Source organism: Streptomyces sp. NPDC007189 (assembly GCF_040703635.1).
In the GTDB taxonomy this organism is placed as follows: domain Bacteria; phylum Actinomycetota; class Actinomycetes; order Streptomycetales; family Streptomycetaceae; genus Streptomyces.
This window is the reverse complement of the sequence record NZ_JBEYEY010000001.1, coordinates 424,229-442,939: the sequence shown is the minus strand read 5'-3', so window position 1 is coordinate 442,939 and position 18,711 is coordinate 424,229. Positions and strand designations below refer to the sequence as shown.

17 protein-coding genes are annotated in these 18,711 nt (G+C 72.4%); 9 read left to right on the top strand and 8 right to left on the bottom strand.

The window, feature by feature from the left end:
• Window positions 1–623: 623 nt before the first annotated feature.
• Window positions 624–1,463, bottom strand: a complete 840-nt coding sequence (locus AB0950_RS02045; protein WP_360149188.1) for a L,D-transpeptidase family protein — start codon at window positions 1,461–1,463, stop codon at window positions 624–626.
• Between the two features lie 79 nt (window positions 1,464–1,542).
• On the opposite strand from AB0950_RS02045, the gene AB0950_RS02040 reads away from it, so the two are divergent.
• The 3 genes from AB0950_RS02040 to leuE all read left to right on the top strand — a co-directional run bounded on the left by AB0950_RS02040 (window position 1,543) and on the right by leuE (window position 4,496).
• Complete coding sequence (locus AB0950_RS02040) at window positions 1,543–3,123, top strand: methylmalonyl-CoA mutase family protein (RefSeq protein WP_360149185.1); 1,581 nt, start codon at window positions 1,543–1,545, stop codon at window positions 3,121–3,123.
• A gap of 92 nt (window positions 3,124–3,215) precedes the next feature.
• Window positions 3,216–3,797: a Uma2 family endonuclease gene (locus AB0950_RS02035; protein WP_366777582.1), complete on the top strand. Its 582-nt coding sequence runs from the start codon at window positions 3,216–3,218 to the stop codon at window positions 3,795–3,797.
• A gap of 48 nt (window positions 3,798–3,845) precedes the next feature.
• Window positions 3,846–4,496, top strand: coding sequence for a leucine efflux protein LeuE (leuE, locus tag AB0950_RS02030; RefSeq protein WP_360149179.1), 651 nt, complete (start codon window positions 3,846–3,848; stop codon window positions 4,494–4,496).
• A gap of 7 nt (window positions 4,497–4,503) precedes the next feature.
• Here the strand turns inward: leuE and AB0950_RS02025 are convergent, their stop codons facing one another.
• On the bottom strand, window positions 4,504–5,874 hold the full coding sequence (locus AB0950_RS02025; RefSeq protein WP_360149176.1) for an FAD-dependent monooxygenase: 1,371 nt from the start codon (window positions 5,872–5,874) through the stop codon (window positions 4,504–4,506).
• Window positions 5,875–5,943: 69 nt separating this feature from the next.
• Between AB0950_RS02025 and AB0950_RS02020 the strand changes: the two genes are divergently transcribed.
• Complete coding sequence (locus tag AB0950_RS02020; RefSeq protein ID WP_360149173.1) at window positions 5,944–6,594, top strand: TetR/AcrR family transcriptional regulator C-terminal domain-containing protein; 651 nt, start codon at window positions 5,944–5,946, stop codon at window positions 6,592–6,594.
• Between the two features lie 8 nt (window positions 6,595–6,602).
• Here AB0950_RS02020 and AB0950_RS02015 read toward each other — a convergent pair whose 3' ends face one another.
• The 4 genes from AB0950_RS02015 to AB0950_RS02000 all read right to left on the bottom strand — a co-directional run bounded on the left by AB0950_RS02015 (window position 6,603) and on the right by AB0950_RS02000 (window position 11,193).
• Window positions 6,603–7,541, bottom strand: a complete 939-nt coding sequence (locus AB0950_RS02015) for a class I SAM-dependent methyltransferase (RefSeq protein WP_366777581.1) — start codon at window positions 7,539–7,541, stop codon at window positions 6,603–6,605.
• Window positions 7,542–7,642: 101 nt separating this feature from the next.
• Window positions 7,643–8,785 (bottom strand): acyltransferase, encoded by a 1,143-nt coding sequence (locus AB0950_RS02010; protein ID WP_360149167.1) that lies wholly within the window; start codon window positions 8,783–8,785, stop codon window positions 7,643–7,645.
• 99 nt (window positions 8,786–8,884) lie between these two features.
• Window positions 8,885–10,219, bottom strand: a complete 1,335-nt coding sequence (locus AB0950_RS02005) for an alpha-2,8-polysialyltransferase family protein (protein ID WP_366777580.1) — start codon at window positions 10,217–10,219, stop codon at window positions 8,885–8,887.
• A complete protein-coding gene (locus AB0950_RS02000; RefSeq protein ID WP_366777668.1) occupies window positions 10,216–11,193 on the bottom strand; it encodes a glycosyltransferase family 2 protein in 978 nt (325 codons plus the stop codon). Before AB0950_RS02000 ends, AB0950_RS02005 begins: the two co-directional genes overlap by 4 nt.
• A 198-nt stretch (window positions 11,194–11,391) precedes the next feature.
• On the opposite strand from AB0950_RS02000, the gene AB0950_RS01995 reads away from it, so the two are divergent.
• From AB0950_RS01995 to AB0950_RS01980, 4 genes are read left to right on the top strand one after another with little or no spacing between them, the layout of a single operon-like run.
• Window positions 11,392–12,705, top strand: a complete 1,314-nt coding sequence (locus AB0950_RS01995) for a DUF6716 putative glycosyltransferase (RefSeq protein WP_360149161.1) — start codon at window positions 11,392–11,394, stop codon at window positions 12,703–12,705.
• Between the two features lie 29 nt (window positions 12,706–12,734).
• Window positions 12,735–13,964, top strand: a complete 1,230-nt coding sequence (locus AB0950_RS01990) for an N-acylneuraminate cytidylyltransferase (RefSeq protein WP_360149158.1) — start codon at window positions 12,735–12,737, stop codon at window positions 13,962–13,964.
• A gap of 13 nt (window positions 13,965–13,977) precedes the next feature.
• Window positions 13,978–14,916 (top strand): N-acetylneuraminate synthase family protein, encoded by a 939-nt coding sequence (locus AB0950_RS01985; protein WP_360149155.1) that lies wholly within the window; start codon window positions 13,978–13,980, stop codon window positions 14,914–14,916.
• A gap of 38 nt (window positions 14,917–14,954) precedes the next feature.
• Window positions 14,955–16,115, top strand: coding sequence for a hypothetical protein (locus AB0950_RS01980; RefSeq protein WP_366777579.1), 1,161 nt, complete (start codon window positions 14,955–14,957; stop codon window positions 16,113–16,115).
• A gap of 19 nt (window positions 16,116–16,134) precedes the next feature.
• Here the strand turns inward: AB0950_RS01980 and AB0950_RS01975 are convergent, their stop codons facing one another.
• Complete coding sequence (locus AB0950_RS01975; RefSeq protein WP_360149149.1) at window positions 16,135–16,395, bottom strand: hypothetical protein; 261 nt, start codon at window positions 16,393–16,395, stop codon at window positions 16,135–16,137.
• A gap of 365 nt (window positions 16,396–16,760) precedes the next feature.
• Here AB0950_RS01975 and AB0950_RS01970 point away from each other — a divergent pair, with 365 nt between their 5' ends.
• The gene (locus tag AB0950_RS01970) at window positions 16,761–17,681 is read left to right on the top strand and encodes a terpene synthase family protein (protein ID WP_360149146.1); all 921 of its coding nucleotides are present in this window, start codon (window positions 16,761–16,763) and stop codon (window positions 17,679–17,681) included.
• A 462-nt stretch (window positions 17,682–18,143) separates the two neighbouring features.
• Here the strand turns inward: AB0950_RS01970 and AB0950_RS01965 are convergent, their stop codons facing one another.
• Window positions 18,144–18,608 (bottom strand): CAP domain-containing protein, encoded by a 465-nt coding sequence (locus AB0950_RS01965; protein ID WP_360575526.1) that lies wholly within the window; start codon window positions 18,606–18,608, stop codon window positions 18,144–18,146.
• Window positions 18,609–18,711 lie beyond the last annotated feature (103 nt).

The window sequence follows — 18,711 nt, the reverse complement described above, 5'->3', positions numbered from 1 at the left end:
GGCCCGGCCTCGGCCCGCGTCCCGTCCCCGTCTCGGCTCCCGCCCGGGTCTCGGCCCGGCCTTGGCTCGCATTTCGGCTCCCGCCCGGGTCCCGGCCCGCGTCCCGGCCCCGCCTCGGCCCGCACCTCTGCCGCCGCCCGCGTCCCGTCCCGCACCTCGGCCTCCGCCCGGGTCCCGGCCCGGCCTTGGCCCGCACCCCGGCCACCCCTTCCAACCACGGCGGCCCCTGGCCCCACGAGGGTCACCCCTCCCCCCCAGGGCCACCCTCCGCACCACGGCCGCCCCTGCCCCACCAGGGTCACCCCTCCCCACCCGGCCGCCCCAGCCCCCGCCACAGTCACCCCGGCCCCCGCCTCGGCCACCCCCACTCGCGAACCCGGCCACCCCTCCCCACCTCCCCGAACCCCCACCTGACCTGCGACTTCGCCGTCCCCGAAAAATTTTCCGCGCAGGGTGTGACGTTTTCGGAGCCCGGTACGCAGTACTGAGTGAGCCGACTGGTCATCGGCCGTCGCACTGAGCCGGGGTTCCCCCCGTACCCACGGCTCGTGCACCTGGCGCGGGCGGGACACGTTCCCCCGGTCCCGCCCGCGCCCCGCAAATCCCCCTCGCCCTTGGGCGCGTCACCAGTGGACGACGACCTTGTCGCCCACCCGCACCTGCGCGAACAGCCCGGCGATCACCGTCTCGTCCCGCACGTTCACGCACCCGTGCGAGGCCCCCGCGTAACCCCGCGCCGCGAAGTCGTAGGAGTAGTGCACGGCTTGGCCGCCGCTGAAGAACATCGCGTACGGCATCGGCGAGTGGTAGAGCGTGGACACCCAGTCGCGTGCCTTCCAGTAGACGTGGAACACACCCTCCCGGGTCGGCGTGTACTGCGCCCCGAACCGGACCGCCGTCGTCGACAGCGTCCGCCCGTCGACCATCCAGCGCAGCGTCCGCGTCGTCTTGTCGATGCACAGGACGCGCCCGGTCATGCAGCGCGGGTCGGGCGCCCCCGCCGGCTGACCGCCCATCAGGTACAGCTCCCAGGTCCCCGGCGGGTGCGTCATGGCGACCAGCCGCTGCCAGGTCACGGTGTCCGTCCGCCCGGTCGCGGGCAGCCCGCGCTTGCCCTGGAAGCCCCGGACCGCCCGCTCGGTCAGGTCGTCGTACGACCCCGTCGGACCGTCGAACAGCCAGTCCAACTGGCGCAGCCGGGCCTGCAGCTCCCGTACGCCCGGCCCGCTGTCCCCGCGCGACCACAGCACCCGGGCGGGCGCGGCGGGCGGCCGCTGGGCCGTCCGGGTGGGATCCGCCGGCCGGCTCGCCGGGGCCCCGTTCGAGCCATGGGCCGGCGTCCGGGTGCGCGTGGGCGCCGGGGGTTTTCCGTCGGCGCCCGCGGGCTGCACGGTGCAGCCGCACAGCGCGGCGAGGGCGGCGGCCGAGGCCAGTACGGCGGCGGGTCTTCGCGAGTTCCTCATGCCGGGATGCTTCCCAGCGTGACCGCCGCCGAACGACGGGGCATGGTGAGGGGTGACAGGACGTACCGCGGAGGCACCCATGACGCGTGAGTCGGAGTCGGGACTGCCGATCGAGCCGGTCTACGGACCGCAGGCTCTGCAGGGCTGGAACCCGGCCGAGAAACTGGGCGAACCGGGCACATACCCCTTCACCCGAGGGGTCTACCCGTCCATGTACACGGGCCGCCCGTGGACCATGCGCCAGTACGCCGGCTTCGGCACGGCCGCCGAGTCGAACGCCCGCTACCGGCAGCTGATCGCCCACGGCACCACGGGCCTCTCGGTCGCCTTCGACCTGCCCACCCAGATGGGCCACGACTCCGACGCGCCCCTCGCGCACGGCGAGGTCGGCAAGGTGGGCGTGGCGATCGACTCGATCGACGACATGCGGGTGCTGTTCGACGGCATCCCGCTCGACCAGGTGTCGACCTCCATGACCATCAACGCCCCGGCCGCCCTGCTGCTGCTCCTGTACCAGCTGGTGGCGGAGGAGCAGGGGGCGCGCGCCGACCAGCTGACCGGCACGATCCAGAACGACGTGCTGAAGGAGTACATCGCGCGCGGCACCTACATCTTCCCGCCGAAGCCCTCCCTGCGCCTGACGGCGGACATCTTCAGGTACTGCACCGCCGAGATCCCGAAGTGGAACACGATCTCGATCTCCGGCTACCACATGGCCGAGGCGGGCGCCTCGCCCGTCCAGGAGATCGCGTTCACGCTCGCCGACGGCATCGAGTACGTGCGTACGGCGGTGGCGGCGGGCATGGACGTGGACGACTTCGCCCCGCGCCTGTCCTTCTTCTTCGTGGCCCGTACGACGCTGCTGGAGGAGGTCGCCAAGTTCCGCGCCGCCCGCAGGATCTGGGCCCGGGTGATGCGGGAGGAGTTCGGCGCGCGGAACCCGAAGTCCCTGATGCTCCGCTTCCACACCCAGACCGCCGGGGTCCAGCTGACGGCCCAGCAGCCGGAAGTGAACCTGGTCCGGGTCGCCGTACAGGCCCTGGCCGCCGTGCTGGGCGGCACCCAGTCCCTGCACACCAACTCCTTCGACGAGGCGATCGCGCTGCCGACGGACAAGAGCGCGCGCCTCGCCCTGCGCACCCAGCAGGTGCTGGCCCATGAGACGGACGTGACGGCGACGGTCGATCCCTTCGCCGGGTCGTACGCGGTGGAGCGGATGACGGACGACGTCGAGGAGGCGGCCGTCGACCTCATGCGGCGGGTCGAGGACCTGGGCGGCGCGGTCGCGGCGATCGAGCGGGGCTTCCAGAAGTCCGAGATCGAGAGGAACGCCTACCGCATCGCCCAGGAGACCGACTCCGGCGAGCGGGTGGTCGTAGGGGTCAACCGCTTCCAGCTGGACGAGGAGGAGCCCTACGCGCCCCTGCGCGTCGACCCGGCCATCGAGGCCCGCCAGGCGGAGCGGCTGGAGAAGCTCCGGGCCGAGCGGGACCAGCGGGCGGTGGACGCGGCACTGGACGCGTTGCGGAAGGCGGCCGAGGGCGAGGACAACGTCCTGTACCCGATGAAGGAGGCGCTGCGGGGGCGGGCGACGGTGGGGGAGGTGTGCGGGGCGCTCCGCGGGGTGTGGGGGGCTTATGAGCCGTCGGAGGTGTTCTGAGCTGGGCAAATACTTCGTACGGGTGATCGGGGGCGGAAACCGCGTGGCCCCGGTTACTCTCGTGGAGAGTGGGCCCCGAAAAGGAGGACGCCATGGCCGTACTGCAGCAGGAGATGACCCTGGGCGAGGCTGCTGATCAGCTCGCCCGTGCACTGCCTGGCCACCGCGTGGAGATTCTCCAGGGGAGGCTCACTGTGACACCACCGTCGGATGGTTCGCACGCTCTGTCGCTGACGAAACTGGGCAGGGCTCTCGACCGGGCGGGACTCGTTGAGGCAGGGTATGAGTACGTTCAGGGCGTCGGGCTCTGGCTGCCTACGTTGCCCGAAGACTTCGCAATTCCCGACTTCTCGGTCGTCGACCTAGACTTCCGCGACGCCCATGTCACGAAGAACTACTACGCACCGAACGTCTTCCGCATGGTCGTGGAAGTGACGTCCTCGAACTGGGCTGACGACCTCGGTCCCAAGGTCGAGTGCTACGCCCAGGCCGGCCTCCCGGCCTACCTCGTCGCCGACCGCAAACACGACGAGGTCCTTCTCTACACAGACCCGGTCGACGGAAAGTACCCAGACCCCCTCCGCTGCAAGCGAGGCCAGACCGTCCCCCTCCCCGAGTCCGTCGGCGTCGCCCTCGACCTCTCGGTGGACACCCTCCTCGACGGCGACGACTGACCGCCACCCCGGTCCGGACTGTCGTACCCCCGTGCGACACTCCTTTCCATGTTCGGCGTGATCGATCTCCCCACCTATCTGGCAGGACTCGTCCTGATCGTCCTGCTGCCCGGGCCCAACTCCCTCTACGTCCTGTCCGTGGCCGCCCGGCGCGGTGTGCGGGCCGGTTACACCGCTGCCGCGGGCGTGTGGTGCGGGGACACCGTGCTGATGACGCTGTCCGCCGCCGGTGTCGCCTCCCTGCTGAAGGCCAACGCGGTGCTGTTCGGGATCGTGAAGTACGCCGGCGCCGGCTATCTGACCTGGCTGGCGATCGGCATGATGCGGGCCGCCTGGCAGATGTGGCGGACCCGGAGAGAGAAGGCCGTCGAGGAGGAGGCCCCGTCCACCGCCGGGTACGAACGGCCCTTCCGGCGGGCCCTCGTCGTCAGCCTGTTCAACCCCAAGGCGATCCTGTTCTTCGTCGCCTTCTTCGTGCAGTTCGTCGACCCGGACTACGCCTACCCCGGCCTGTCCTTCGTCGTCCTCGGCGCCTTCGCCCAGCTGGCCAGCTTCCTCTACCTGAGCGCGCTGATATTCAGCGGCACGCGCCTCGCCGCCGCGTTCCGGCGCCGCAAGCGGCTGTCGGCGACGGCCACTTCGGTGGCGGGCGCGCTGTTCCTCGGGTTCGCGGTGAAGCTGACGCTGGCCAGCGCCTAGTCAGGGCTCAGGCGCCGACTCCGGCCAGGTAGGCCCGGGCCCCGTCCGCCGAGTCGCCCGCCCAGCCCACATAGCCGTCGGGCCGGACCAGGAAGAGGCCCGGGCCGTACGACTCCGGAGCGGCGGGCAGCGCCCGTACACCGGCGCCGGGGGACTGCGCGCCCAGCAGCGTCCAGTGCGGCCCCCGGAACGCGTCGAAGAGCCGTACGCCGTCCACCGTGCCGTCCGGAGCCCGGTCGCCCGCCCGGACCCCGGCAGGGTCGTCCCGCGTCTCCACGCTCAGCGACGACTCCCGGTAGTCCAGCCCCAGTTGGACCGTCGCCCTGCCGCGCCGGACCTCCCCGCGGTGCACGCCCGTCGACAGCTCCAGCATTTCCGCCGCGTTGGCCCGCCGCTCCTCCTCGTAGGTGTCCAGCAGCGTCTCCGGTGCCCCGCCGCGCAGCACGGCGCCCAGCTTCCAGCCCAGGTTGTAGGCGTCCTGGACGCTGGTGTTCAGGCCCTGGCCGCCGGCCGGGGAGTGGACGTGGGCGGCGTCGCCCGCCAGGAGGACGCGGCCGGCCCGGAAGCGGTCGGCGAGGGCGGCGCGCGGGCGGAAGTCGGAGGACCAGCGCAGGTCGGTGACGTCCTCGGGGGCCAGGTGCGTGTACGCGGCGACCAGCTTGCGGACGCCGTCCAGGGTGAGGTCGGGTTCGGTGCCCTCCGGCAGGCGCGCCTGCAGCTGGAAATCGTCCGTGCCGGCCAGCGGGCACAGTGCGACGCCGGTGCCGTCCGCTCCCGGGAACGTGTGCCAGTGGTCCCGGTCCAGGCCCCTCAGCCGTACGTCCGCCACCAGGAACGGCGCCGGGTCCACCGTCTGTCCGGCCATGCCCACGCCCACCGCCTGCCGGACCGCCGAGCGTCCGCCGTCGGCCGCGACGACGTACGCCGCGCGGGCGGTCGTACCGTCGGCGAACCGCACGGTCACGCCCTCGGCGTCCTGCTCCAGACCGGTCGCCTCGCGGCCGAAGGCGACCTTCCCGCCCAGCTCCAGCAGCCGCGCGTACAGGATCTCCTGCGTGCGCCACTGCGGGACCATCAGCGGCTCGGCGTACGGCGTGCCCTCGTCCGTGTCGATGCGGTCGAACATCGGCTGCTCGCCGGCCCGTTCGCCGTCCACCCAGATCGTCCGCGGCGGGTAGGGGCCGCCCGCGGCGCGGATCGCCTCGATGACACCCAGGTCGTCGAAGACCTCCAGGGTGCGCGGCTGGAGGCCCTTGCCGCGCGAGCCGGGGAACAGGCCCGCGGACCGCTCCACCACCAGCGCCTCCACCCCGCGCCGCGCCAGGTCGACGCCGAGGACCAGACCCGTCGGACCCGCGCCCACGATCAGAACGTCCATCGCATTTCTCCTTAACGGTGTTAAGTGCCGATGCCGATGAGCGTGCCTTAACGCTGTTAAGCTGTCAAGGTGAGCCCCGAGAAACGCGCCCCCCTGGACCGCCGGCGCGTCGCCGGCACCGCGCTGCGGCTGCTGAACGAGGTCGGTCTGGAGGGCCTGACCCTGCGCGCCATCGCCAAGGAGCTGGACGTCAAGGCGCCCGCGCTGTACTGGCACTTCAAGGACAAGCAGGCGCTGCTGGACGAGATGGCGACCGAGATGTACCGCCGGATGGCCGCCGGCATCGCGCTCGACCCCGCCGACACCTGGCAGGAGCGGCTGCTGAAGGCCAACCGCGGACTGCGGGCCGCGCTGCTCGGCTACCGCGACGGCGCCAAGGTGTTCAGCGGCTCACGCTTCACCGGCACCGAGCACGCCGCCGCCCAGGAGGCGGACCTGCGGCTGCTGACGCAGGCCGGCTTCACCCTCGCCCAGGCGGTCCACGCGGGCCGCACGGCCTACGCGTACACGATCGGTTTCGTCACCGAGGAGCAGGGCGTGCGGCCCCTCCCGGACGAGCGCCGGGAGGGGTACGACATCGAGGACCGCGCCCGGCGGATGGCCGCCTTCCCGCTCGCCGCCGAGGCCGGACGGCTGCTCTTCGACGGCTACGACGAGCAGTTCGAGGAGGGGCTCGCGTTCGTGATCGCGGGGATCGGGGCGCGCTACGGCATCGGCTGAGCCGCCCCTCAATGCCGGGCGGAGCGCGCCCTGCGGATCGCCCGGGTGACCACCGGCGGCAGCAGGTCCACGGCGACCCGGCGCACCCGGCTCGGGCCGCGGCGCGCCGCCGGGACGGCGGGCGCCGGGGCCTCCCGTGGAGGCAGCGGCGCCGCCACCGGCTCGGGCTCCGGCTCCGCGACCGCCTGGGCGTGCTTGGACGGCGGGAACTCGGGCGCACGCATGCCCCTCGACTTCAGCCGGACGATCCGGTGCCCGGCGGCCTCCTGGACGCTCAGATGGCAGTCGGACCGCTCCCGCACCATCGCCAGCAGCTCCTCCTGCACGGGCTCCGGGTCGCCCCAGGTGCCGTACAGCTTCTGCGTGCTCAGGCAGACCGGGCGCAGCCCGCGGTTGAGCACGGCCTCCCAGGTGGCTATGGAGACCCCGGGGGTGTGCTCGGAGCGGAAGTCGTCCAGGACGACGATCCCGTCCGGGAGCAGCAGATCGCGGGCGGCGCCGATGTCGCCGTGGACATGCTCGTACAGGTGGGAGGCGTCGATGTGCACGAACCGGCAGGAGCCGGGCTCGACCTCGGCGGGCACCAGCGAGCTGGGGCCCTGCAGCACACGGGGCAGTTCGTCGTGGAAGGAGAGGTAGTTCTCCTCGAAGACCCGACGGGTCAGCGTGGCGTAGGACTTGGCCGCCTCGGCCTGGTTGGCGCCGTCGGGGGCGTCGCCCTCGAACAGGTCGCACACGGTGTACCGCTCGCCGGGTTGCTGGTGGCTGCCGAGGAAGATGGCGCTCTTGCCCATGTAGACCCCGACTTCCAGCAGATCACCCCGCATCCCGGAGTCTTCCTGCCGGTTCAGGAACCAGCCGAAGAGCAGCTGGTCGAGCACCGGGAACCAGCCGGGCACGTCGTCGAGACGGCGGGGCGGTCGTGTCGTTTCCTGGATGGTGGCCATGCGGGGTGGCGCTCCCTCGGTACGGCGTCTGTGGGATCCCTGCGGAAAGCCTGTGGGGTGTCGGTGGCAAGGGCTCTACCGTGCCTGCCCGAGGGCCCGGTTCAAAACCCACGACGAGGTGAACGGCTGCCCAACTTCCGCTCCTTCAGCGCCCGCTTCAGACGGGTCCCGAGCGGCCGCTCCACGAAGCGGTGGATCAGCCAGGCCAGCAGCAGCATCCCGGCCACGGTCACCGCCAGCGTCGGCCACGCCGGCAGCCCGAGCCCCCGGTGCAGCACCCGGATCACGAACCAGCCGAGGTGCTCGTGGACCAGGTAGAACGGGTACGTCAGCGCGCCGGCCGTGGCCAGCCAGGGCCAGGAGGCCCGGCGTGTCCAGTCCAGGGCCACCGCGGCGACGGCGGCGAAGGCGGCGGTGACGACGAGTATGACGACGTACGGGTCGCGGTGCGGGTGCGGGCCCCACAGCCCGTGCGTGGCCTCGCTCTGGGCGAGCAGCCAGGACATCGCGACGATGCCCCGGGCGAGCGGGTCGCCGCCGAAGCGGTGGATCAGGTACAGCGCCAGACCGCCGACGAAGAACGGGGCGTAGTCGGGCATGACCACCTGGTTCAGCAGCTCGTCGCCCGACGAACGGCACAGGACGGCCGCCGTCGTCCAGACGGCGGCGAACAGCACCACCCGGCGGTAGGTCACCCCGCGCAGGACGACGAGCAGCGCGAACAGCACGTAGAAGCGGACCTCGGCCCACAGCGTCCAGCACACGCCGAGGACCCGGGTGGCGCCCATCGGCTGCTGCAGCATCGTCAGGTTGACCAGGAACTCGTCCAGGCGGACCGGGCGGACCACGGCCGGCAGGGCGAGCGATGCCGCCGTGACGAGCACGAGGGCCACCCAGTAGGCGGGGTACAGCCGCGCGACCCGGGAGCGGAAGAAGTCGCCGAGGGTGCGGCCCCAGCTGCTCATGCAGATCACGAAACCGCTGATGACGAAGAAGAACTGCACGCCCAGGTTGCCGTAGACGGCCGCCCGGGACAGGACCGGGAACAGGCGGGCCGGGTGCGTGTGCCAGGACGCGGAGACCGTGCCGCCGCGCCCGGTGTAGTGGTAGAGGCAGACCATCAGGGCGGCGACGAGCCGCAGACCGTCCAGCGCGAGCAGCCGGCCGCGCGGCCTGGGTGCGGGGGCCGTTCCGCGGGTGGGGGGTGCGGGAACGGCGGCGAGAGTGGGGGATGAAGCAGCCATGGTGCAAGGCGCCTTGCCGGAACCCGGCGCCTCACACCATCGACTGAGCTCTCCGGCCGACTGTTCGTCAACCTGTCAGCGGCCGTTCACTTGAAGGGGTCAGCGGCGCACCGAGTTGCGCAGGCTGCGCGCCTTCTTCGCCACCCGGCGCACCGTCGCGTTGCGCGGGATGAACGCCAGCTGCGCGGGCACCCCGCCGGGCAGGGCCAGCGAGGACAGCCGCCGGCGCTTGAAGTAGCGCATGGTGTGCTGGTTCAGGTGCGTCGCGAGCCAGGTCTCGGCGTGGTCGCGCAGCCCCGGGAGGATCTTCGGCTGCATCGCGAAGCCCACCGCGCCGATCAGCGCGCCGAGCGCCGCCACGTCCGTCCCGGGGCGCTGCTCGGTGACCGCGGCACGGTCGCCGAGGTCGGGCAGCAGCGCGTCCACGATGGTCACCGGGACCCGGTTGCTGTTCTCGTACGGCGTCAGCTGCTCCAGCAGCAGCCCGGTGCCGACGCGGGCGACCGGCAGGCCGTACAGCGCCTGCGCCGTGAGCAGGGCGGTGGAGAAGCAGCCCACGACCAGCGCCGGACGCATGCGCTGGTACAGCACCTCGGCGAGGACCGGGGTGTCGAGCACGGTCAGCTCCACCTCCAGCCGCTCCGCCTCCTGCTCCAGCAGCCGGGTGAAGCGGGCCGGGGCGGACGGGTGCGGCTTGAACACCACCTTCGTGTGGCCGAGCGCGGCGGCTCCCTTCAGCATCCGCACGTGCAGGCGCTCCTCCTGCTCGGCGGTGAGGATCTCCAGCGCCGACAGGTACTGCCCGAGCAGCAGCGCGGGCTCCTCGATCCCGGGCAACTCCTCGCCGACCGGCGCCAGTTCGGCGAGGACCTTGGTGAAGGCGGCGGTCGGCACCAGCTCGCCGGGCACGCCGAACTCGGTGAGCAGCAGCGGCTTCAGCCCCGGGACCAGGTCCAGGTGCAGCACCCGGTCCACGCGGGTGCCGACCAGCGGGTCGATCTTGTTGCGGGTGGGGCCGTAGCTCATCAGGCCGTCGGCGTAGACGGTCACCGGGGCGCCGGTGAAGATCTGCGCGAGGCCCAGCGCGGGGTTGACCTGGATCGACTCGACGGCCAGCTCCACGTCGTCGTCGGCGAGCCGCCACTCGTGGCGCAGGAAGCGTTCCCACAGCGGCAGATCGTCCCCGCGGGGCGTCCAGCCGCCGGGGTGGAACGGGAAGATGGTCTCGTTGTACGAGATCACCTCGTCGAACCGGTCGCGCAGCCTCTCGAAACCGGGCGCCTCGTCCAGCGCGGGCGTGGTCTCGGGGGTGGCCGCGTTGTTGCAGACCAGCAGGATCCGCCGGTCGGCCGGGCGGAAGCAGCCGGAGTCCAGGGCGGCGGCGAGCGTGGCCGTGCCGTACAGCGTCGACGCCTGGAAGATCTGGGTGGTCACGCGGCGGCCCCCGCGGGAGCGGGACGGCGGCGCAGCCGGCGCAGCTTGGTGGCGCGCGTCAGGTCCATGGAGTCGAGCGCCTCGTCCAGTACGTCCTGCGGCATGCGCCGCAGGGCCGCGGCACTCATGGATTTCAGTTTCTTCGCCACCGCGGGCTCGAACCTTTCGATGGATCCCAGGTGATGGGAAATGATGGCGCAATAGGTGCGGACGGCCTTCGGCAACAGCTGTTCGGCGTCCCGGTCCTGGGCGGTTTCCGCGACGACCTGATCGAACGCGCGAATGAAGTCGAGTTGCCGGACGTCGCCGATCTGGGTGAGCGAGGAAGCCACCCCGCGCCGGTAGAACACGCCGAGCAGGCTCACCGCGGCGAAGGATTCCGCCTCGCGGTGCAGCTTCCAGATCCACGGCCGGTCCTCGGCCGTGCGCAGTCCGTCGGTGAAGTGCAGCAGCCCCTTGTCCACCAGCCGGCGGTGGTAGACGCCGGCCCACGCGAACGCGTAGTCCACGGACGTCGACCGGTCGGCGGGCAGGATCGCCTCGCGCGGGTCCATCACCACGTTCCGGCGGCCGACGGGCACCCGGTTCACCGTGCGCGACCGCGCGGTGCACTGCACATGGTCGGTGCGGATGAAGTCGCAGCCCAGGTCCTCCATGGCGGTCACCAGCCGCGCGAAGTAGCCGGGGGCGAGCCAGTCGTCGCCGTCCAGGAAGGTCAGGTACTCGCCGCGCGCCCGGTCGATGCCGGTGTTGCGGGCGGTCGCCAGACCCCCGTTCTGCTCGTGCCGGACGAGGACCGCCCCGGGCAGCTCGCGCTCCGCGCGCGCGAGAATCTCTGGCGTCCCGTCGCGGGAACAGTCGTCGACGAGAATGAATTCGAAGTCCTCACGCGCGTTCGCCTTCAGGCTCCTGAGCGTGTCGGGCGCGTATTGCTGCACGTTGTAGAACGGCACGATGACGGAGAGCTTGACCACGGCTTGAACGTTAGGACGAAGCCCGTCATTCGTCTTGACCGTCCGCTTGATGCGGGGTGAACGGCACGTGGCGAAGCTGTGAACCGGACCTTTTTCCAGCGTTCCCACGGCCCGATTCGCCATTCGGCGATGTGCTGTTAACCGTTTGTTGCATTCGGGTTGGGCGGAACCTCTCCATGGCTTCCTAGCGTCTTCGGCGTGCCAGCAAGTACTACGAAGTCCCTGCGGGTCGCCGTCCTCGCCGATTCCGACACCCGGTGGAAGTGGGGCGCGCTCACCGCGCAGCGCCTCGCCCCCACCGGCGCCGAGATCCGGCTCGACGGCTACCTCCTGCGGGGGCGCGCCACCCCGACAGCCCGCCAGCTGCAGGAGGTCGGCGTCCGGGCGGACTCCCTGCGCGAGGTCACCGGCGTCGAGTTCCTGCGCGCCATGGACGCGGCGTCGTACGACGTCCTCGTCCTCGCGCTCGTCGGCGGCGGCGTCCAGGCCATGCTGCACGGACTGCGCGCCGCCTGGGCGGGCGCCGGCAAGCGCCCCGTCGTCGTCACCGGATACGTCGGTGTCGTCTACGAGAAGCTCGCCGACGGACTGCTGCTGCGGCACGGCGCGGACCTGGTCCTCGCCAACTCCCGCCACGACGCGGACCGTTTCCGGGCCGTGTACGAGGGCGTGGGCGCCGACGCCTCCTCGGTCACCGAGGTCGCGCTGCCCTTCCTCGGCGGGGCGCCGTACACCGGTGAACACGAGCCCTACACCGTGGTGTTCGCGGCCCAGCCGTCCGTCCCGGACAGCCGCAAGGACCGCGTGTACCTGCTGAACCGGCTGATCGAGCACGCCCGCAGGCACCCCGAGCGCGAGGTGCTGCTGAAGCTGCGCTCCAAGCCGGGCGAGCACACCACCCACATCGAGGAGCTGCCGTACCAGAAGCTGGCGCAGGGCAGGGACCTGCCCGCCAACTTCCGCCTGGTGTACGGCCACATGGGCGAGGTGCTGGACCGCACCGATCTGCTGGTCACGGTCAGCTCCACCGCCGCCCTGGAGGCCCTGCACCGCCGTGTCCCCACGGTGATCCTGACCGACCTCGGCGTGCGCGAGGTGCTCGGCAACCACCACTTCACCGGCTCCGGCTGCCTCGCCTCCTGGGACCAGCTCGACGCCGGGCACCGGCCGGTGCCGGACGAGGAGTGGGTGGCGCGGCAGGGGGTCGCCGCCGACGGCTCGTACGAGACGGCCTTCGACACCGCCCGCGAACGCATCGCCAAGCTGCTCGACCGCCCCGGCGGCCTGCCGCCCCTGAACCCCTACTACACCCCCGAGACCGCGCCCGGCTACCTGCCCGGCATCCTCGCCCGGCACCACCTCGGCCCCGACGGCGTCCCGCTGCCCGGCGCGCCCGCCGCCGACAAGGAGCCCGGAGCGGTCCGCCAGATCGTGCGCCGCGCCGCGCGCGGCGCCTACCGCCACGGCGTGCAGCGGGTCGCCCCGGTGATCCGCCGGATGGGGGAGCTGTGACCTTCCAAGGGACCATCCAAGGAGACCCCATGTCCAACCCGGAAGCGGGCCGAGGCGCGACGGTGCGCCGCGTGCTCGCGGTGATCCCCGCCCGCGGCGGCTCCAAGGGCGTGCCCGCGAAGAACCTCGCGCCCGTCGGCGGCGTCCCGCTGGTGGCTCGCGCGGTCCGCGAGTGCCGGGCCGCCCGGCTGGTGACCGACGTCGTCGTCTCCACCGACGACCAGGCCATCGCCGCCGCCGCCCGCGAGGCCGGCGCCGAGGTCGTGCTGCGGCCCGCCGCCATCGCCGGGGACACGGCGACCTCCGAGGCCGCGGTGCTGCACGCCGTGGACGCCCACGAGGCCCTGCACGGCGCGCCCGTCGACGTGGTCCTGCTCGTGCAGTGCACCAGCCCGTTCATCGTCCGCGAGGACATCGACGGGGTGGCGTCGGCGGTGATCGAAGACGGTGCGGACACCGCGCTGACGGTCGCGCCGTTCCACGGGTTCGTCTGGCGGGAGGCCGACGCCGGGTCCGAGGGCGGGGTGGGTGTCAACCACGACAAGTCCTACCGCCCGCGCCGCCAGGACCGTCCCCAGGACTTCCTGGAGACCGGCGCCGCCTACGCGATGGACGCGGCCGGCTTCCGCAAGCACCTGCACCGCTTCTTCGGCCGTACGGAACTCGTGCGCACCGACCCCGCGCGCGTGCTGGAGATCGACGACCCGCACGACCTGGCCCGCGCCCGCGCGCTGGCCCCCCTCTTCGACGCGGACCGCCCCGGTTCGCTGCCCGCCTACGACGACATCGACGCCGTAGTCCTCGACTTCGACGGCACCCAGACCGACGACCGGGTGCTGATCGACTCCGAAGGACGGGAGTTCGTCTCCGTGCACCGCGGCGACGGACTCGGCATCGCGGCCCTCCGCCGGAGCGGCCTGAAGATGCTGGTCCTGTCCACGGAACAGAACCCTGTGGTGGCCGCCCGCGCCCGGAAGCTCAAGCTCCCGGTGCTGCACGGCATCGACCGCAAGGACCTCGCGCTGAAGCAGTGGTGCGAGGAGCAGGGCATCGCGCCGGAGCGCGTGCTCTACGTCGGCAACGACGTCAACGACCTGCCGTGCTTCGCCCTCGTCGGCTGGCCCGTGGCGGTCGCGAGCGCCCACGACGTCGTACGCGGCGCCGCACGCGCGGTCACCACCGTCCCCGGCGGTGACGGCGCGATCCGAGAGATCGCCAGCTGGATCCTCGGCCCCTCTCTCGATTCCCTCCCCAAGTAAGGACATCTCCCTGATGAGCACCAACTCCCGTCTGCGTACGTTCGGTTCCCGCGAGGTCGGCCCGGGCAAGCCCGTCTACATCTGCGGCGAGATCGGCATCAACCACAACGGTGAGCTGGAGAACGCGTTCAAGCTGATCGACGTGGCCGCCGCGGCCGGCTGCGACGCGGTGAAGTTCCAGAAGCGCACCCCGGAGATCTGCACCCCGCGCGACCAGTGGGACATCGAGCGCGACACCCCCTGGGGCCGGATGACCTACATCGACTACCGCCACCGCGTGGAGTTCGGTGAGGACGAGTACCGGCAGATCGACGAGTACTGCAAGGAGAAGGGGATCGACTGGTTCGCCTCCCCGTGGGACACCGAGGCCGTCGCCTTCCTGGAGAAGTTCGACGTCCCCGCCCACAAGGTGGCGAGCGCCTCCCTGACCGACGACGAGCTGCTGCGCTCCCTGCGCGCAACGGGCCGCTCGGTCATCCTCTCCACCGGCATGTCGACCCCGAAGCAGATCCGCCACGCGGTCGAGGTCCTGGGCAGCGACAACATCCTGATGTGCCACGCCACCTCCACCTACCCGGCGAAGGCCGAGGAGCTGAACCTCCGCGTGATCAACACGCTGGAGAAGGAGTACCCGAACGTCCCGATCGGCTACTCCGGCCACGAGACCGGCCTGCAGACCACGCTGGCCGCGGTGGCGCTGGGCGCCGTGTTCGTCGAGCGCCACATCACCCTCGACCGCGCCATGTGGGGCTCCGACCAGGCCGCGTCGGTGGAGCCGCAGGGCCTGGAGCGCCTGGTCCGCGACATCCGCGTCATCGAGGCCTCCCTGGGCGACGGCGTCAAGAAGGTCTACGACTCCGAGCTGGCCCCGATGAAGAAGCTGCGCCGTGTCGCCGGTGCCGTCGCCGAGGCGGAGATCGCGGCGGCGGCGGGCGAGCCGGTCACGGTCTGAGTGTTCTGATCCCCTTACGACGGGACGGTCGTACGCCGATGAGCCCCCGCGCCGGTCACGCCGGCCACCCTCCCCGCACGCTCGCCTTCGTGGAGAGCCCGGTCCAGCTGCTGAACGTGCTGGAGTGGGCGCACCTGCACGGACTGCGCGGCGCCGAGCAGGACCCGCTGCCGGGCTCCGGCCCGCTGCCCTCCGTGCCGGTGCGGCGGACGGCGGCCGGCGACCCGGCGCCGGCCGGCGCGGACCTCACGGTGGTCGTCCTGTCCCCGACCGACCCCATGACCCGGGGCCAGCTGCGCCGCATGGCGGACCTGGCCCGGGACGAGGGGTACCGGGTGCGCTGGGAGGACGCGCGGGGCGGCCCGGCCGCGCCCTTCTCGACGATCGGCGGCCTCGCGGGCCCGCTGCGCAGGGCGGACCGGATCGTCATGGGAGACCCGTTCTCCCGGTATGTGCAGCTGCTGCTGACGATCACGCGGGCGAAGGACCTGGTCGTGGTCGACGACGGCACGGCGACGATGGAGTTCGTCGCCCAGCTCGCCCGGGGCGAGCGCCTGGTCCGCTGGCACCGCAAGGGCGGCCGCCCGGGCGCCAGGGACTTGTTGTTCGCCCCGGTGTCCTCCTCGGCCCGCCGCCGGCTCACGCCGAGCGCGCGCCGCAGGGTCGAGGTCTTCTCCTCCATGCCGGTGACCGAGACCCCGGACGGGGTGACGGTCACCGCGAACGACTTCTCCTGGACCCGCGCCCGCTTCGGGCCGCCGCGCATCTCCAAGGGCGCGGACATGGTCGGCACGTCCCTGGTGGAAACGGGAGTCGTGGACGGCGAGGCCTACCTGGAGGCGGTCCGCCACCTGTCCAAGACACACGGCGCGACACGCTACTTCGCACACCGCAGGGAGAGCGCGGAGAAACTCCACCGGCTGGCCGCCGAGACCGGCCTGGAGATCGTCCGCCCGGACCTCCCCCTGGAGTTGATCGCCCGCCGCGGCCCCATCGGCCGTACGGTCCTCAGCTTCCCCTCCACGGTCGTCCACACCCTGCCGCTGGCGCTGGCGGGCACGGGGGTGCGGGTCGCGGTGTGCGACATCGACCCGACCTGGCTCACGGAGAACGCGTCCCCGCGAGCACAGGGCTTCCTGTCGGGCGTGACGGGCACGGCACGTGACGTACACCGGCTGGCGGCGGTGAGCCCGGCCTGACCAGGCCCCCTGGGGGCGGTCAGCCCCTCGGGAACACCGTGTCGCTCATGGTGCTGGCCGCGTCGAAGAAGGGCGCGGCCATGCCGGCCAGGGCCTGGGCGCCCTGCTGGAACGGGGCCAGCGGGTTGACGGAGCCGGAACGGGCGGGGGCCGGGGCCGACGGGCCGTGCGGTGTGTTCGGGCCCTTTCCGTCGGCCAGGGCCACGGCGCCGTTCTGGGCGGCGAGGAGGACGAGGAGCAGGACGGCGGCACGCCGGCAGGAGTGAGTACGGGATCGCATGCCCGCCTCAACGACGCGCTGTACGCCTGGTCACCGGGGTGGCGAAAGTGTGATCTAAGGGGTAGGTGCGCGGCGCGGGGTCAACGGCGGACGGGGCGCCATTCGTTCGGCTGAGAGCCGGGGCGGCCGGGCAAGCCTCGTCGCGCCGGACGCGCGGTCTCCCACATGATCGTGATCTCTCCCCGCCCTTTTCTCGGAAGGTTCGCGCCCTCATGGGAACCCGTCTGTCCGAAGCCGAATTGCCGCCGATTTTCTGCCCCCTGGAATCCGCCGTGCATCCCCGGGTCCGGCAGATCGACGAACGGGCCGTGGAATGGATCGGCAGCAGCGGAATGTGCGCGTCGGAACGGGAAAAGGCGTGGGTCGTGGCGACGCACAGCACCGATTTCTTCGGCCGGTTCGCCCCGGTGGCCGACGACGACCGGCTGCTCGCCGCCGCCCTGTGGGTGTACTGGGGGTTCGCCTTCGACGACGCGCGCTGCGACAACGGCCCCCTCAGCGGGCGGCCCGCTCAGTTCAACGCCCTGGCCGGGCAGGTGCAGCGGGCCTGCGAGACCGACTCGGCCAGGCCCGGCGACCCGTACGCGGTGGCCCTGCAGGACATCATGCGCCGGTTCCGCTCCTTCGCGCCGCCCACCCAGGTGACCCGCTTCGTCCACGCCCACCGGGCCTGGCTGTCCGGGGTCGCCTGGCAGATCGGGAACCAGGCGCTGGGCCGTATGCCGGGACTCGACGAGTACCTGACCATGCGGCGGCTGGCGGCGGGCGGCGAGCCGACGTACGCCCTGCTGGAACTGGCCACCGGCGCCGAGGTCCCCGACGCCGAGCTGCACCGGCCGGCGGTACGGGCGCTGACCGAGATGGCGATGATGGTGGCCTCTCTCGACAACGACCGGCACTCGCTGCGCAAGGAGCTCACCCTCGGCCACGCCGACCAGAACGTCTACACCGTGCTGATGGCCGAACGGGGCCTGCCGCTCCAGCGGGCCGTCGAGGAGGCGTGCGCGCTGCGGGACCGGATTCTGTGCCGCTTCCTGGAGCTGCACGAGCGCGTACGGCCGACGGCCGGCGCCGACCTCGCCGGCTACCTCCAGGGACTGCGCTACGGCATCCGCGGCAACAACGAGTGGGGACTGCGCGTCCCGCGCTACCTCAGCATCGGGCACTGGCCGGACGAGATGGAGGACACCCGGCTTGCCTGGTCCGAGGAGCCGTACGACACCCGGCCCGGCCCGGTGGAGGGCGCGCCCGGCATCGCCTGGTGGTGGGACACGGACCTCGGCTGAGGCTCGCGCCCAGAGGCGGATCTCGGTAGAGGCTCGGCGCGCCGACGTGGACTTCGGCTGAGGCTCGCGCCTCGACGTGGATCTCGGCTGAGGCTCGGCGTGCCGGCGTGGACTTCGGCTGAGGCTCGCGCCTCGACGTGGATCTCGGCTGAGGTTCAGCGTGCCGGCGTGGACTTCGGCTGCGGCTCGGCGCGCCGGCGTGGACTTCGGCTGCGGCTCGGCGCGCCGACGTGGACTTCGGCTGCGGCTCGCGCCTCGACGTGGATCTCGGCTGTGGCTCGGCGTGCCGGCGTGGATCTCGGCTGTGGCTCGGCGTGCCGGCGTGGATCTCGGCTGAGGCTCGCGCCTCGACGTGGATCTCGGCTGCGGCTCGGCGTGCCGACGTGGACTTCGGCTGCGGCTCGGCGTGCCGGCGTGGATCTCGGCTGAGGGCAGCGCCCCGACGCGGACCTCGGCCGACGCTCAGCGCACCGACGCCAGGTCGAGGGTCCACCAGGGGCCGCCCGGGCCGTCCGCCCGGCCCGCGCCGGCGACGGTGTAGCGGCAGGTGAGGAGGATGGCGCGGTGCGGCGGGCTGTCCATCCACTCGGCCAGCGCGGCGCGGGCGCCGGCGGGCCCGGCCGCCACCACCTCGCCGGTTTCGCCGCGGCCGTAGCCGGCGGCCCGCATCCGGCGCTCCGGGCTGCTGCCGTCGGACCCGGCGTGGGTGAGCCGTCCGTGCCGGGCCATGTCGGCGCTGTGCCTGCGCGCGGCCCGCACGAGGGACGCCCGCTGCCGCACCGGCGAGCAACCCGCCTCGGTGCGGCGCCGGTTGAGCTCGGACACCATGCCGGTCCGGGCCCGCGACGGGGACGCGTGCGACCGGCCGTGGCCCGGCAGGGGCGGCACCGGCCACTGCGGGACCTGGTACGGCGGCGGGCCGGGCACAGGCGGCTCCGCCCGGGCCGCCGGGGCGCACGGCGGCGCCAGGGACACGGTCAGAACAACGCACAGCACGGCGAACTTTCGGGGGAATCCGGCATTTCTCCGG